A 15,136-nucleotide genomic window follows, 5' to 3' on the forward strand; every position below is an offset into this window, starting at 1 on the left:
GCCTCGCGCGTCGCCAGGCCCGGTCCCGCCTGCGGCGGCTGGAGAAGGACCGGGCCGTGACCGCCCTCGATCACCGTGATCGTCCCGCCGGGCCGCGGCACGCGCCGCGGCCCGGTGAGCGCGGCGGCAGGGGCGTCGGGGGTGTTCCGGCGGAAAGCGGACGAGGACGTGACGTGCCGCCGCCGCCGTACGAGAGGTCGCGTACGTCCGCCCGCCGAGCGCGTGCCAGGTCGAACGACACGGCCGCGATGTCGGGCGCGGTGAGCCGGGCAGCCGGCCGCGGGTGACGGGGCCGCCGAGCGGCCGAGGACGCAGGCGGGTCCCGTGCGGGTGGTCATGGGGACCGGCCTGGGGCCAGAATGCACCGGTGGACAGGGCCCATGACGACGCCGACGACCGGTCCGGAGCGGTCACGCCCCGGGGCGGCGGCTCCGATTTCCTCCAGCTCTCCCCCGCCGACGCGCCGCCCGGCGGGATCACCGAGTGGCTGGCCCGGCGGCTGCGGGGCGCGATCGCGGACGGACGGCTCCCGGTCGGCAGCCGCCTCCCGGCCACGCGCGTGCTGGCCGCCGAACTGCGCGTGTCGCGCGGCGTGGTGACGGAGGCGTACCAGCGGCTGTCGGAGGACGGGCACGTCGCCGGGCGCGGACGGAACGGCACCGTCGTCGTCGCCGCGCCCGTCAGCCCGCCCGACGGCGGGGACGCGCGGCAACGCCCGGACGGCGGGCCGCTGTTCACCGCGGCCCCGGGCCCCGCCGCGTTCGACGCCCTGCGGACGGCCCCCGCCCGCGTGGACCTCTCCCCCGGCGCGCCCGACCTCGCCGCCTTCCCCCGCGCCGCCTGGCTGCGCGCCGAACGTGCCGTCCTCGCCGACATGCCCGCCGCGTCCCTGAAGTACGGCGATCCGCGCGGCCTGCCGGAACTGCGCGGCGCCGTGGCCCGCTGGCTCGCCCGCAACCGTGGCATCGCCTGCGACCCGGCGGACATCCTGATCACCTCCGGCGTCGCCCAGGGCATCGGCCTGATCGCCGACGTGCTGCGCCGGGAGGACGTCACCGCCATGGCGTTCGAGGAGCCAGGCTCGCTGGGCGTACGGCAGCATCTCGTCGCGGGCGGCTTCACGACGCCGCCGGTGCGCGTGGACGCGCAGGGCGTGCGCGTGGACGACCTGCTGGCCTGCGGGGCGCGGGCCGTACTCCTCACGCCCGCCCACCAGTTCCCGACCGGCGTGGTGCTCGGCGGGGAACGGCGGCGCGCGCTGATGCGCTGGGCGGCGGACGGCGGGCTGATCGTGGAGGACGACTACGACGCGGAGCACCGCTACGGACGCCCGCCCGCGCCCGCCCTGCGCGCCATGCTGGGCGACCGGGTCTGCTACGCGGGGAGCGTGTCCAAGCTGCTGGCGCCCGCGCTGCGCATCGGCTGGCTCGTCGCGCCCGCCCGCCACCGCGAGGCGCTGGTGACGGCGAAACGGTTCGCCGACCTGGGGAACGCGGCGCTGCCCCAGCTCGTCCTGGCGCGGATCATGGAGTCGGGCGCGCTGGAGCGGCACCTGCGGGTGCTGCGCACGCGGCACCGGCGCCGCCGTGACGTGATGATCGAGGCGGTACGGGCCCATCTGCCGGGGGCGGTGGTGCACGGGGCGGCGGCCGGACTGCACCTGATGGTGACGTTCGGCGGGGACGCGGCGTGGGACGACCGGACGCTGGCCGAGGCGGCGCTCGAACTCGGCGTCAAGGCCCACCCGTTGTCCTGGCACCGCCAACTGCCGGGCCCGCCGGGCCTGGTGATGGGGTACGCGAGCAGCGGCACGGCGGACATCACGGAGGGGGTCGCGCTTCTGGGGAAGGCACTGGCACGGGTGGCTTGACCTTCGAGCCGGGTCGAAGGTCCACGGTCTCCCGCACGGCGACGATGCGGATCTGCCGGCTCGCGGCACGGACCGGCGTTCCCGCGACCACGCCGCGGCACTACGAGACGGCCGGGCTGTCGGTGTGGGGAGCGCGGGTGTGCGCCGAGGTGCGGGCGAAGTGACGCCCTGCGCGCCGGACGAGACACGGCGGTAGACAGCGGTAGACGGTGAACCGACCCGCAGCCGGACAGTGGGCGTCAGACCGCCGTCCACGGCCTGAGCTTCTCCGGGTTCAGCACCGCCCAGATGTGCCGCACGCGGTCGTCCCCGATGTCGAAGGCCAGCACCGCGACGGTGGCGCCGTCCTTCCGCGCCACCAGCCCCGGCTGCCCGTTGACCACCCGCTCCAGCATCGTCACGCCCGACACCGCACCCGCCCGTTCGGCGAAGAAACGCGCCACCCGCTCGGCGCCCTCGACCGGGCGCGCCGCCGCCGTGACGAGCCCGCCGCCGTCGCCCGTCGCGGTGGCGTCGGGGGCGAGCAGGCCCACGAGGGCGCCGATGTCCCGCGCCTCCCACGCCCGTTTGAACGCCCGGACGACCTCCGCGTGCCGGGCCGCCGGTGTCACGGGCCGCTCCCGCGCCGGGCGGACGCGGCGGCGCGCCGACGACGCCAGCTGGCGGCAGGCCGCCGGGGTACGGCCGACGACGCGCGCCACGTCCGCGAAGGGGTAGCCGAAGACGTCGTGCAGGACGAACGCGACGCGCTCGGCCGGGGTCATCGCGTCCAGCACCACGAGGAACGCCATGCTGACCGACTCGTCGAGCGTGACCCGTTCCGCCGGGTCGGCGGGGTCGGCCGGGCCGCCGCCCCACCGCCCGCTGATCCACGCCGTCCCGCCCGGCAGCGGCTCGGGCAGCCACTCGCCGACGTACCGCTCGCGCCTGGCCCGCGCCGAGCCGAGCAGGTCGAGGCAGATGCGGCTCGCCACGGTCGTCAGCCACGCGCCGGGGGACGCTATGCCGTCGCGCCGGGGCCGGGGCATGGCGTACCAGCGGGCGTACGTCTCCTGGACGACGTCCTCGGCGTCGGCCAGGGAACCGGTCAGCCGGTAGGCGAGGCTGGTCAGCTGGCGGCGCTCGGCCGTGAGCACGTCCAGGGCGGGGTCCTGGCGGTCGGTCATGGTGTGGCGGGCTCCCTCGGTCGTTCCTCTCCTCCACCGGGTACGACGACGCGGCGCGCCGGAGTGTGAGGCCGGAGGGGCGCCTGACGTTTCCCGGTGCCGCGTCGTCGTACCCGGTGGACCTGACACCGAGGAAAGTGGGCAGACCGTGGAATCCGTGAACGCAGCGATCATCTACTACAGTGCCACGGGCACCGTGCACGCCCTGGCGCGAGCCGTCGCCGAGGGCGCGGAGGAGGCGGGGGCGTACGTGCGGCTCCGGCGGGTCGCGGAGACCGCGCCGCCCGAGGCCGTGGACGCCAGGCCTGAGTGGGCGCGGCATGTGCGGGACACGGCCGGTGCCGTCGGGGAGGCGTCCCTGGACGACCTGGACTGGGCGGACGCCGTGTTGTTCGGCACGCCGACGCGTTTCGGCAGCCCGGCCGGCCAGTTGCGGGCGTTCCTCGACACGGCGGGGCCGCTGTGGTTCCAGGGGAAGCTCGCCGACAAGGTGTACTCGGCGTTCACCGCGTCCAACACCGCGCACGGCGGGCAGGAGTCCACGCTGCTGGCGCTGGGCAACACGTTCCACCACTGGGGCGGCATCATCGTGCCGCCCGGCTACACGGACCCGGTCCAGTTCGAGTCGGGCAACCCGTACGGCACGTCGCACGTCGCCGGTGACGGGCCGCCCGGTGACGTGGCCCTGCGGGCGGCGCGCCACCAGGCGCGGCGCGCCGTGACGACGGCGGCCCACCTCAAGGCGGGGCGCGCCGCCACCGCCTGACCGGGGGCGAGGGCCGGGGCAGCGTCAGGACAGAGGGGTGGGCTGCGGCGCGGGCGCGGGCAGGCGTGCCGCGAACGCGTCCACCACCTCCTCAAGCGGCCCGGCGGCGGACGGCGCGAGCGTCACCGCGCCGTCCGCCTCGGCCACCGTGATGTCCCGGTCGAGCACGAACCAGCCCGGGGTGATGTGCGTCGCGCCCATCGCGGACAGCACGGGACGCAGCGCGTAGTCGATCGCGAGGACATGCGCCGTCGTGCCGCCGGTCGCCAGGGGCAGGACGGTCTTGCCGGCCAGCGCGTACTGCGGGAGCAGGTCGAACAGCGACTTGAGCAGTCCCGAGTAGGCGGCCTTGTAGATCGGCGTGCCCACCACCACGCCGTCAGCGCGCGCGACCAGTTCCGCTGCCCGGGTGATCGCCGGGTGCGCGGGGTCGGCGCCGGTCAGCGCCTCGGGCGGCAGGGTCCGGACGTCCAGCAGCACCACGTCGTGGCCCTGGAGCGCGAGCCGGGCGTGGAGGTGCAGCAGCAGCCGGGCAGTGCGGGAGACGGGGGACGGGCTTCCCTGGATGGACAGGATGACGGCCATGGGTCACTCCCTCGGGGCGGCGGACGGGGCGTGGGACGTACGGGCAGGGGAGAACGGGCGCGGGCCGCGCCGCGTACGGGACGGCCCGCAGCGCGGCCGCCTCAGAGCCCCGCGCCCACCGGCACGGGTGCGGCACCCCGCGCCGGGTGCCGCCAGCGCCCGCGCGCCTCAAGCAGCGGCAGCACGTTCTCGCCGAACCAGTAAGCGGCCTCCAGGTGCGGATAGCCGGACAGCACGAACTCCTCGATGCCCAGCGCGCTGTACTCCTCCACCAGGTCGGCGACCTCCGCGTGGCTGCCCACCAGCGCCGTGCCCGCGCCGCCGCGCACCAGGCCGATGCCCGCCCACAGCCCGGGGTGGATCTCCAGCGCGTCGCGGGAACCGCCGTGCAGCGCCAGCATCCGCCGCTGCCCCTCCGACTCGCTGCGCCGCAGACCCTCCTGGGCACGGCGCACGGTGCTCTCGTCGATGCCGGACAGCAGCCGCCGCGCCTCGGCCCACGCCTCGTCGGACGTGTCGCGGTTGATCACGTGCAGGCGGATACCGAAGCGGACCGTACGGCCCTCGGCCCGCGCCAGCGCCCGTACGCGCGCGATCTTCTCGGCGACCTGCGCGGGCGGCTCGCCCCAGGTGAGATAGACGTCCACCTGGCGGGCGGCGACGCCGAGCGCGGCGGGCGACGAGCCGCCGAAGTACACCTCGGGCACCGGCTCCGGCAGCCGCGCCAGGCGCGCGCCCGCCACGCGGAGGTGCTCCCCGGCGAGATCGACCGTGCCGCCGCGCCACAACTCCCGGACGACTTGGAGGAATTCACCGGTCCGCGCGTACCTGGCGTCCTTGTCGAGGAAGTCGCCGTACGCGCGCTGCTCGGCGCTCTCGCCGCCCGTGACGACGTTCAGCAGCAGCCGCCCGCCGGTCTGCCGCTGGTAGGTGGTGGCCATCTGCGCGGCCAGGGTCGGCGAGACGAAGCCGGGGCGGAACGCGACGAGGAACTTGAGGCGTTCGGTGTGCTGGCTGATCATCGCGGTGGTCAGCCAGGCGTCCTCGCACCACGCGCCGGTGGGGGTGAGGGCCGCCTCGAAACCCAGTTGCTCGGCGGCGCGGGCTATCTGCGTGAGGTACGCGACGGACGGGGGCCGGTCGGCACCCGCCGCGTTGACCGGCGTGCCGTGGCCCCCGCCGACGACATGGCGGCTGTCGCCGCTGGTGGGCAGGAACCAGTGGAAGGTGAGCGTCACGGGTCAGTCCTTACGGGTCGGACGGGCGCGGCGAGGGGTGGGACGGCACGGGCGGGCGGCGCCCTGGCGGCACGCGGGCGCGGGGGGACGCCGGGCACCGGCGGTATGCGGGCGGGGGCGACCGGGGCGAGGCAGAGGGGAAGAACGGGGAGGAACGGCCGGGGCGGGCCGGAGGACGGGGATCAGCCGCGTGGCGCGGCGGCCCGTGTCAGTGGCTGGGGCGACAGATCGCGGCGGCGACGAGGACGAAGTCCACGCAGCGGCGGCGGGTGAGCATCCGTGCACCTGGCATGCGTCGATGCAAGCACGGCCCGCCGGGGGCGTCAATGGCATGCCCACGCACCGGGCCCCCGGCACATGCGCGCCACATCCGTCACACCGCGCCGCCACAAGCGTCGGGGCACGCGGACTTCCCGAAGATTTTTCACATGCTCACGACAGGTCGCTGACCAGCCGCGCCCCGCTTTTCAGGGGGTGGGCAGGGCGCCGGGCCGCGAGAACGGCGTGTTTCGCCGAGGTGACGCCGGGTAAAGCCAGGGCAAACATGGGAGCGCTCCCACCCCCCCGGCAACCCCCAATCACCCCGGAAGGCGGAGACCGCACACATGCGTCATCTCACCAAGTCCACGCGCCGCTCACTGCGCACTCTGCTGATGGCGTTCGCCGCGATGCTCTTCATGGTCCCGATGTCGGGCACCGCGAACGCCCACGGCTCCGTCGTCGACCCCGCGTCCCGCAACTACGGCTGCTGGCTGCGCTGGGGCAGCGACCACCTCAACCCGGCCATGCAGCAGCAGGACCCCATGTGCTGGCAGGCATGGCAGGCCGACCCGAACGCCATGTGGAACTGGAACGGCCTCTACCGCAACAACGTCGGCGGCCAGCACCAGGCCCAGATCCCCAACGGCCAGCTGTGCAGCGGCGGCCACACCGAGGGAGGCCGCTACAACGCCCTCGACACGCCGGGCGCGTGGCGGACCACCGCCGTCAACGACAACTTCACGGTCCGCATCGAGGACCAGGCCAGGCACGGCGCCGACTACCTGCGGATCTACGTCAGCAAGCAGGGCTACAACCCTGTCACCGAGCCGCTGGAGTGGAACGACCTGGACCTGATCACCACCACCGGCAGCTACCCGACGACCGGCGTCTACAGCGCACAGGTGAACACCTCCGGCTACTCCGGCCGGCACGTGGTGTACACGATCTGGAAGGCCTCGCACATGGACCAGGTCTACTACCTGTGCAGTGACGTGGACTTCGGCTGACCGTAGCCCCCATCCGCTCCACCCCCGCCCCGCCGGTCACCACCATGCCCGGCGGGGCACCTCGTTGTCCTGCTCACGTCACACGAGTGGCCGGGCGGATGTGGATGCACGCTCGGATATACACGACCCATGACTACGGGAGGTGAAGCGTGTCCGTGACGCAGACTGCCGTCCAGCGCCGTATGGCCCGAAGCGGGGAACACCGCAGTGCCTCGGCTGTGGACCTGATGGTCGCCGCGGCCGCGGCGCACCACGGCCTCGTCGTCCTGCACGACGACGCGGACTACCGCGTGGTCGCGCGCCACGCGCCGGACCTCCAGGAACACAGCGTCTTCGAGACAGCCTGACGGGGACACGCGGCGCCGCGCACGTTCAGCGCGCGCCGTCCGGCAGGGGGACCGCCTGGCCCGAGACGCGGACGCGGGGGGTGTCCGGGCCGGTCTCGACGGTGAGTTCGGAGGGGCGGCCCATGTCCTCGCCCTGGCGGATGGTGAGGCGGACCGGCCCGGTCACGAGCCCGAGCGTCCGCAGATAGCCGCCGAAGGCCGCCGCCGCCGCGCCGGTCGCCGGGTCCTCCACGACGCCGCCCACCGGGAACGGGTCCCTGGCGTGGAAGACGCGGTCGCTCTCCCGCCACACGAGGTGCACGGTCGTCCAGCCGTGGCGGCGCATCACGGCGGCCAGCCCGTCGAAGTCGTAGGCCAGGTCGGCGAGCCGGGCGCGGGTCGCCGCGGCGAGGACGAGGTGGTGGACGCCGCCGGACGCGACGTGCGGCGGCAGCGCGGGGTCGAGGTCGGCGGCGGACCAGCCGAGGGCGGCGAGGGCGGCGTCCCGTTCGGCGGCGGTCGCCGGGCGGGAGGACGCCGGGGCGCTGGTGAGCGTCGCCCGCACCGGGCCGTCCGGGGCGCCGGGGTCGCGGGCGGTGCGGACGGGGATCTCCCCGGCCGGGGTGTCGAGGAGGAGGTCGCCGGTGCCGAGGCGTTCGGCCAGGGCGACGGCGGTCGCGACCGTCGCGTGCCCGCAGAACGCGACCTCGGCGAGCGGGCTGAAGTAGCGCAGCGTGAAGCGGCGGCGTGCCTCGTCCCGCGCGGTGACGAAGGCGGTCTCGGAGTAGCCCACCTCGGCGGCGACGGCGAGCATCGCGGCGTCGTCGAGTGCGGCGGCGTCGAGGACGACACCGGCGGGGTTGCCGCCCGCCGGATCGGTGGTGAAGGCGGTGTACCGCAGGACGTCCGTCCGCGGGGCGTGTTCGGGGCTCATGGCGTCCACGCTGCCACCGCCGCGCGATGATGGGAAACGATGGTTCCCGATCCGATCGATTGGATTTCCGCATGGACACACGGCTGCTGCGGACCTTCTCCGTGCTGGCGCGGACCGGGAACTTCACCGCCGCGGCGGGCGAGCTGCACCTGTCCCAGTCCACGGTGACGGTCCACATCAGGACCCTGGAGAAGGAGCTGGGCGCCCGGCTGTTCGACCGGCTGCCGCGCGGGGCGCGCCTGACGTCCGCCGGGCGGCGGCTGCTGGCGGGCGCGGAGGACGTGCTGGACGCCGAGACGCGGCTGCGCGCGGCGGCGGCCGGGGGCGGACCTGCGGCCGGTCGCGTCGTGGTCGGCGCCGGGGAGACGCTCTGCTCGACGCGGCTGCCGGGCGTGGTCGCGGCGCTGCGCGGCGGCCATCCCGGGATCGACGTGCACCTGTACGCGGCGGGGACGGAGGCGGGCGTCGAGGGGTTGCGCGCGGGGCGGCTGGACGTGGCGCTGCTGCTGGAGGAGCAGCTGGGGGCCGCCGACCTGACGGCGGAGACGGTGGGCGCGGAGCCGCTGGTGCTCGTGGCCGCGGCGGGGCATCCGCTGACGGTGCCGGGGCGGCGCGCGACGTGGAAGGAGCTGGCCGCCGAACCGTTCTTCCTGCACGAGCAGGGCTGTTCGTACAGCGACCGGCTGGCCCGGCGGCTGCTCGCGCTGCCGGGCGAGCCGCCGCGGCTGACGCGTTTCGGCAGCATCGAGGCGGCGCGGTCGTGCGTGGCGGCCGGGCTCGGGCTGACGCTGCTGCCGCGCGCGTGCGTGGCGGGCGGGCTGCGGGACGGGAGCCTGGCCGTGGTGGACGGCCCGGCCGTGCCCGATGTGCCCGTTCAGTTGGTGCGGCACCGCAGCCGGTGGGCGTCACCCGCGGTGCTTGCGGTGGTGGACGAGGTGCGCCGCGGGTTCGCGGCGGCCTGATCAGGCGGTGGCGGCGAGGCGGTCGAGCCGGGTGTACTGGGCGGCGGTGAGGTGGACGCCGGCGGCGGCCACGTTCTCCTCCAGGTGCGCGACGCGGCTGGTGCCCGGGATGGGGAGGACGACCGGCGAGCGGGCGAGCAGCCAGGCGAGCATGACCTGCGTCGGCGTGGCGCCCGCCCCGCCCCACGCGACGGGCCGCCACGGGAGGAACGCGATGCCGGCCGCCTCGCAGGCGTCGAGCACCGGCTCGTGCTCGCGGTCCAGGAGGTTGTAGCGGTTCTGGACGCTGGCGATGGCGGTGACCTCGCGGGCCGCCGCCAGTTCGGCGGCGGTCACCTCGGACAGCCCGATCCGGCCGATCCTGCCCTCGGCGCGCAGGTCGGCGAGGGTGCCGATCTGGTCGGCGAGGGGGACGGCGGGGTCGATGCGGTGGAGCTGGAGGAGTTCGATCCGCTCGACGGGGAGGCGGCGCAGGGCGTGGTCCACCTGTTCGCGCAGGGCGGCGGGCCGGGAGTCGTAGCCCCATTCGCCGGTCTCGGGCGAGCGGACGACACCGGCCTTGGTGGTGACGAGGAGGTCGTCCGGGTACGGGTGCAGGGCTTCGGCGAGGAGTTCCTCGTTGGCGCCGCCGCCGTAGAGGTGGGCGGTGTCGATGAGGGTGACGCCCAGTTCGACGGCGCGGCGGGCGACCGCGAGGGACGCGGCGCGTTAGGCGCCGGGTGCGGCCGACAGGTGCATGGCTCCGAAGCCGAGCCGCCGTACGGCGAGGTCGCCGCCTATCAGGAACGTGCCGGTGTCCGAGGTCAAGCCGCGACTCCCCTACGCTCGGCCCGCCACGGTAGCAGAGCGGTGGCCGTCAGGCCGGGCGGCCGGTGGCGACTCCGTCGAGGACCGTCGTGATCGTCCTGGTGATCGCCGCCTGGTGCTCCGTCAGGAAGAAATGGCCGCCGGGGTAGCGGCGCAGGGTGAACGGGCCGGTGGTCAGCTCGCGCCAGGCGTCCGCCTCGGGCGCGCTGACGCGGGGGTCGTCGGTGCCGGTGAGGATGTGCAGGGGGCAGCTGAGCGGGGGGCCGGGGACGTAGCGGTACGTCTCGATGGCGCGGTAGTCGGCGCGTATGGCGGGGAGGACGATGCGCAGCAGTTCGTCGCTGCCGAGGACGCGGGGGTCGGTCCCGGCGAGGGTGCGGAGTTCGGCGAGGAAGGCGGCGTCGTCGCGCAGGTGGACGGTCTCCGTGCGGTGGGTGCCGGGGGCGCGGCGTCCGGAGGCGAAGAGGGCGGCGGGGGTGATGCCATCCTCGCGTTCGAGGCGGCGGGCGATCTCGAACGCGAGGACGGCGCCCATGCTGTGCCCGAGGAACGCGAGGGGCCGGTCGGCGAGCGCGAGGACGGCCGGGTAGAGGGCGTCGGCGAGGGCCGGGACGGTGGGCAGCGGTGGTTCCCGGAGGCGGTCCTGGCGGCCGGGGTACTGGACGGCGAGGACGTCGGCGGTGGCGGCGAGGTCGTGGGAGAAGGGGTGCCAGAAGCTGGCGGCGCCGCCCGCGTGCGGGAGGCAGAGGAGGCGGACGGGGTTGTCGCGGCTCGCCGGGTGGAAGCGGCGCAGCCAGGGGGAGTCGTCGGCGGCGGGGTGGGTCATGGGGCGGTTTCCTCCGGGTGGGCGGCGGGCCCGTGCGGTGGGCGAGGACTGCGAGTTCGCGTGCTGGCGGTGGACGGCCTTGCGGCGGGCGGCGGTTGGGGGGTGGCGGTCGTGTGCCGGGGACACGTCGATTCTGCGGTGCTGGTGCGCCGCCTGCGGGGCGCTTCACCCGAACGGGCGAATCACGGTGGGCCTTGGGAGCGTGCGGCCAGGGGGCGTTGTCAGTGGGGTGCCGTAAGGTCCGCCGCATGATCACACGTCACACGGGGCGGGCGGCCGGGCCGTACGACGCGGCCTTTCCGCCGCGCCGGCAGATAGTCCTCCGGGCACCGGAGCGGCCGGTCACCGCACCGGTCGCCAAGACCGGCGGCGAGCCCGTCCGGCTTTCGGAACCCGCCTGGCCCCTGGACCCGCGCACAGGGGCGCCCCTGGTGTTCAGCGGCCAGTTCCCCGTCCCCGGTGACGCGTTGGGGCCGGCTTGCCTCTTCCTCCACGAGGAGGACAGCATCAGCGGCGGGCTCGTCCCCGGGGCCGGCGACGGTGTACTGCCGGTCCGGCCAGGCGGCCGAATACCCCGTTCGCGGTCATCGGTCCGCCCGGCGCGCACGGCCGGACCCTCCGGCGGGCGGCGGGTGGCGGTCCCGCGTGAGCGCGCACGAGGCGGTCAGCTCCCGCGTCGGTGACCGCGTGCGCGGCCCCTTCCCCGTGCCGCCCGAGCAGTTCGCGAGCCTTGTGGTCCGGCTCGGCGTGCGCTGCGCCGGGGTGGCCGCGACCGCGGCGTCCATGAGGCCGGCGCCGCTCACGCCCGTCGGCACGGCGGCGTCCCGTAGCTGTCGGGACCGTCGCCCCCGACGGCTCACAGTGTCCCGGGTGTCCGGAGAGCCGAGGACTTCAAGACCTGTGCGGGCCTGCGGTATGTCGGCGGCCCGGCTGCCTGGGGCCGGTACCGCCGGAGGCCGAGCGTGCGCCGGAGCAGCAGGACGCCCCCGGCCACGGCCCCCTCCTCGGAGATCCGGCCATCGCGGAGCCGCACGACCATGCCGGTGGCGCCCCCGCTGTCCCGGCCACCGCGCACCGGTCGGGCCGCCCTGGCAGTTCCTCTTCACCATCGGTGACGCCGCGGAGGCCGACGACGACCCGTACGGCTACGGCTTCCTCAGCCCCGACCACCTGGAAGGGCGGTTCGCCTGGACCTGTGACCTACCCGCACCGGCCACCCCGCCGGGCCCGAGGCTGTGACCAGCGGAAGGCGGCGAAGGTCACGTACGGGCACGCCTGTCCACAGCAAGCGCTTTCGTAATACGGTCGGACCATGACGACGACCGGGACGCCCGCGCACAACTGGGCAGGGAACATCACCTTCGGCGCAGAACGGGTGCACCGCCCCGCGTCGCTGGACGAACTGCGGCGCGCCGTCGCCGGGGCGCGGCGCGTGCGCGCCCTGGGGACCGGCCACTCGTTCAACCGCATCGCGGACACCGACGGCGATCAGGTCCTCGTGGACGGGCTGCCGCGCCGCGTCGAGGTGGACGCGGACGCCGGGACCGTCACGGTCGGCGCCGGGCTGCGCTACGCCGAGGTGGCGGCCGAGCTGCACGCCGCCGGTTTCGCGCTGGCGAACCTGGCCTCGCTCCCCCACATCTCCGTCGCGGGCTCCGTCGCCACCGGCACCCACGGTTCGGGCGACGGGCAGCAGGGCCTCGCGTCCGCCGTCGCCGCGCTCGAACTCGTCGGCCCCGAGGGCGACCTCGTGCGCCTCGGCCGCGACACCGACCCGGCGCGCTTCCCCGGCGCCGTCGTCGGCCTCGGCGCCCTCGGCGTCGTCACCGCCCTGACCCTCGACATCGAGCCCGCCTTCGAGGTGGCCCAGTGGGTCCACACGGACGTGCCCCTGGACGCGGTCTCCTCCGCCTTCGACGCGGTGACGGGCGCGGCGTACAGCGTCAGCACGTTCACCGACTGGCACAGCGGCCTCGGCACCGTCTGGCTCAAGCGCCGCGTGGACCGCGACGGCGCCGCCGACACCGGCGACGACTGGCTCGGCGGCACACCGGCCAGGGGCCAGTGGCACCCGATCCCCGGCATGCCCGCCGACTTCTGCACGCGGCAGGAGGGCGTGCCGGGCCCGTGGCACGAGCGGCTGCCGCACTTCAGGCCGGAGTTCACGCCGAGCAAGGGCGCGGAGTTGCAGTCCGAGCTGTTCGTGCCGCGCGCGGCGGCGCCCGCCGCGTTCGCCGCGCTGCGCGGCGTCGGCGACGTCCTGGCGCCCGTCCTCCAGGTCTCCGAGGTCCGCACGGTCGCGGCCGACGAGCTGTGGCTCAGCCCGGCGCAGGGCCGCGACTCGGTCGGCTTCCACTTCACCTGGGTCCGGGACCCGGCCGCCGTGACGCCCGTCCTGGCCGCCGTCGAGGACCTGCTGCTGCCGCTCGGCGCCCGGCCGCACTGGGGCAAGCTGACGACCGCCGCGCCCGGCGAGATCGCCGCGCGCTTCGCGCGCATGGACGACTTCCGCGCCCTGGCGCGCGAACTGGACCCGGCGGGCTGCTTCCGCAACGCGCACCTGGACGCGCTCCTCGGCTGACATCCGTAAGAGCGTCCCTGACGTCCGACGCGCGTCCCGCCGCGCGCCGGACGTCCCGGGCTCAGACGCGCGTGCAGGCGCCGCCGCCGAGGGTGAACGCGGCGGGTGCCCCGTTCACCGCGCCCCGGCTCGCGGTGAAGCCGACGGTCACCGATCCACCGGCGGGGATCGTCGCCGTGTAGGAGGCCGGGGTGACGGAGACCGCGCCGCCGCTCTGGGCGACGGTGCCGCCCCACGCGTTGGTGACGACCTGGCCGTCGGGGAAGGTGAAGCCGAGCGTCCAGCCGGTGAGTGCGGCCGTGCCGGTGTTGTGGATCACGATCTCGCCCTGGAAGCCGGCGCCCCAGTCGCCGGTCACGCGGTAGCCGACGCCGCACGAGGCGCCAGGGGTGCCGCCGCCCGGCGCGGTGGTCAGCGTGACGGCCGCCGAGCGCGCGGAGCGGTTGCCCGCCGCGTCACGGGCGTAGACGGCGAAGGTGTACGAGGTGGCCGGGCTGAGGCCGCTCACGGTGGCGCTGGTCGCGGTGGTCGAGACGGCGGCGGTCTCGGTGCCGCCCGCGACGCGCACCACGTCGTACCTGGTCACGCCGGTGTTGTCGGTCGCGGCGGGCCAGCTGAGGGCGGCGGACGTGGCCGTGACGGCCGAGGCCACCGGCGTGCCGGGGGCGGTCGGCGCCTGGGTGTCGCCGCCGGGGGCGCCGCCGCCGTAGACCGACGCCTCCTCCGACGTGGCGGCGATGCCGTTCGCGCCGTTGAAGAGCCGCCGGCCCCAGGACGTCAGCCGGTCGGGGTCGAAGGCGGTGACGAGGTCCAGGTACTCGACGCCGCCGCCGTTGCCCGACCACGACCAGCCGAGGTAGCCGAGGCCGAGGCTCTGGGTGGTGGCCATGATGGCGTCCTCGTCGGGGTTGCCGTCCGAGTGGTCGAAGCCGAACTCGCCGACCAGCACGGGCAGTCCCGCGTTCACGTACGCGCCGAGGTAGTCCCGTACCTTGGCCGCCGTGTCGTAGACGCCGTACATGTGGACGGAGAAGATCGTGTTGCGGTCGGGGTCGGACGCGAAGACCGACTGGGCGTTGTCGCGCATGACGCCCGCCCAGTCCTGGCCCCAGGAGGGGGCGTCGACCATGATCGTGTGGTCGAACCCGGCGTCGCGGAGCCTGCCGATCGCGCTCCGCGTGGCGGCGGTCCAGCCCTGGGGGTCGTTGTTGCCCCACGGCTCGTTGCCGATGTTGAGGATGACGTACCGCTCCTGGCCGGCGAGGGCGTCGCGGATGCCGATCCAGTAGTCGGCGGCGCGGTCGAGGGTGGTCGCGGCGCCCTCCTCGCCGTAGCCGGTGGTGTCGTGGACCTCCAGGACGCAGATCAGGCGGTTGGCCTTGCAGCGGGAGACGACGTCGGCGACATCGGCGGCGTCGTTGCGCGTCCAGCGGTCGCCGCTGCTGAGGACGACGCGGACGGTGTTGGCGCCCTTGGCCTTGATGTCGGCGAACGAGCCGGTCTCGCCCGGGTACCAGGTGTGGGCGTGGTTGACGCCGCGCATCACGAAGTCGTTGCCGTCCGCTTCGAGGAGGCGGCCGTTCTGGATGTGGAAGCCCACGGCGGCGGGGGCCGGGTCCGCCTGCGCCGCCGGGGCGGCGCCGAGGGTGAGGGCGAGGAGTCCGAACAGGGCGGCGACGCCGGCGCGGCGCGCGCGGCGGAGGGGAGGACGCAGGGGCATGGCGGCTCCGTACGGGGTCGGATCGATGGGAGAATTGGGAGCGCTCCCATGCATCAACGCACCATGCCGCCACCCCGTCAAGGGGGC

13 protein-coding genes and 1 pseudogene are annotated in these 15,136 nt (G+C 75.3%); 7 read left to right on the forward strand and 7 right to left on the reverse strand.

The features are described from left to right. Window positions 1–367: 367 nt before the first annotated feature. Together ACL02R_RS00945 and ACL02R_RS00950 are read left to right on the forward strand one after the other, a co-directional pair. Window positions 368–1,870: a PLP-dependent aminotransferase family protein gene (locus ACL02R_RS00945; RefSeq protein ID WP_412794856.1), complete on the forward strand. Its 1,503-nt coding sequence runs from the start codon at window positions 368–370 to the stop codon at window positions 1,868–1,870. Beyond that, complete coding sequence (locus tag ACL02R_RS00950; RefSeq protein ID WP_412794857.1) at window positions 1,867–2,034, forward strand: hypothetical protein; 168 nt, start codon at window positions 1,867–1,869, stop codon at window positions 2,032–2,034. Before ACL02R_RS00945 ends, ACL02R_RS00950 begins: the two co-directional genes overlap by 4 nt. A gap of 75 nt (window positions 2,035–2,109) precedes the next feature. On the opposite strand, the gene sigJ is transcribed toward ACL02R_RS00950, so the two are convergent. After that, the gene (gene sigJ, locus ACL02R_RS00955) at window positions 2,110–3,036 is read right to left on the reverse strand and encodes an RNA polymerase sigma factor SigJ (RefSeq protein WP_412794858.1); all 927 of its coding nucleotides are present in this window, start codon (window positions 3,034–3,036) and stop codon (window positions 2,110–2,112) included. Window positions 3,037–3,184: 148 nt separating this feature from the next. On the opposite strand from sigJ, the gene wrbA reads away from it, so the two are divergent. Then, the gene (gene wrbA, locus ACL02R_RS00960; RefSeq protein ID WP_412794859.1) at window positions 3,185–3,802 is read left to right on the forward strand and encodes an NAD(P)H:quinone oxidoreductase; all 618 of its coding nucleotides are present in this window, start codon (window positions 3,185–3,187) and stop codon (window positions 3,800–3,802) included. Window positions 3,803–3,826: 24 nt separating this feature from the next. Here the strand turns inward: wrbA and ssuE are convergent, their stop codons facing one another. Next, window positions 3,827–4,387, reverse strand: coding sequence for an NADPH-dependent FMN reductase (gene ssuE, locus ACL02R_RS00965; RefSeq protein WP_412794860.1), 561 nt, complete (start codon window positions 4,385–4,387; stop codon window positions 3,827–3,829). Between the two features lie 101 nt (window positions 4,388–4,488). Further along, entirely contained in the window at window positions 4,489–5,625 is a 1,137-nt protein-coding gene (locus ACL02R_RS00970) for an LLM class flavin-dependent oxidoreductase (RefSeq protein WP_412794861.1), read from the reverse strand. Between the two features lie 605 nt (window positions 5,626–6,230). Between ACL02R_RS00970 and ACL02R_RS00975 the strand changes: the two genes are divergently transcribed. Continuing rightward, entirely contained in the window at window positions 6,231–6,893 is a 663-nt protein-coding gene (locus ACL02R_RS00975; RefSeq protein WP_412794862.1) for a lytic polysaccharide monooxygenase, read from the forward strand. A gap of 155 nt (window positions 6,894–7,048) precedes the next feature. Beyond that, window positions 7,049–7,240 carry a hypothetical protein gene (locus ACL02R_RS00980; RefSeq protein ID WP_412794863.1) on the forward strand — a complete coding sequence of 64 codons (192 nt, stop codon included), beginning with the start codon at window positions 7,049–7,051 and terminating at the stop codon, window positions 7,238–7,240. A gap of 25 nt (window positions 7,241–7,265) precedes the next feature. Here ACL02R_RS00980 and ACL02R_RS00985 read toward each other — a convergent pair whose 3' ends face one another. Continuing rightward, on the reverse strand, window positions 7,266–8,153 hold the full coding sequence (locus ACL02R_RS00985; RefSeq protein WP_412794864.1) for a PhzF family phenazine biosynthesis isomerase: 888 nt from the start codon (window positions 8,151–8,153) through the stop codon (window positions 7,266–7,268). 71 nt (window positions 8,154–8,224) lie between these two features. Here ACL02R_RS00985 and ACL02R_RS00990 point away from each other — a divergent pair, with 71 nt between their 5' ends. Beyond that, a complete protein-coding gene (locus ACL02R_RS00990; RefSeq protein WP_412794865.1) occupies window positions 8,225–9,115 on the forward strand; it encodes a LysR family transcriptional regulator in 891 nt (296 codons plus the stop codon). Here the strand turns inward: ACL02R_RS00990 and ACL02R_RS00995 are convergent. After that, window positions 9,116–9,922: pseudogene (locus ACL02R_RS00995) on the reverse strand (aldo/keto reductase). It lies immediately after the preceding gene. Window positions 9,923–9,971: 49 nt separating this feature from the next. Then, window positions 9,972–10,748, reverse strand: a complete 777-nt coding sequence (locus ACL02R_RS01000) for a thioesterase II family protein (protein WP_412794866.1) — start codon at window positions 10,746–10,748, stop codon at window positions 9,972–9,974. A gap of 1,312 nt (window positions 10,749–12,060) precedes the next feature. On the opposite strand from ACL02R_RS01000, the gene ACL02R_RS01005 reads away from it, so the two are divergent. After that, complete coding sequence (locus tag ACL02R_RS01005) at window positions 12,061–13,329, forward strand: FAD-binding protein (RefSeq protein WP_412794867.1); 1,269 nt, start codon at window positions 12,061–12,063, stop codon at window positions 13,327–13,329. A gap of 61 nt (window positions 13,330–13,390) precedes the next feature. Here ACL02R_RS01005 and ACL02R_RS01010 read toward each other — a convergent pair whose 3' ends face one another. Continuing rightward, the gene (locus ACL02R_RS01010; protein ID WP_412794868.1) at window positions 13,391–15,049 is read right to left on the reverse strand and encodes a cellulase family glycosylhydrolase; all 1,659 of its coding nucleotides are present in this window, start codon (window positions 15,047–15,049) and stop codon (window positions 13,391–13,393) included. Window positions 15,050–15,136 lie beyond the last annotated feature (87 nt).

The sequence above is a fragment of the Streptomyces sp. MS19 genome (assembly GCF_047200595.1).
GTDB lineage: Bacteria > Actinomycetota > Actinomycetes > Streptomycetales > Streptomycetaceae > Streptomyces.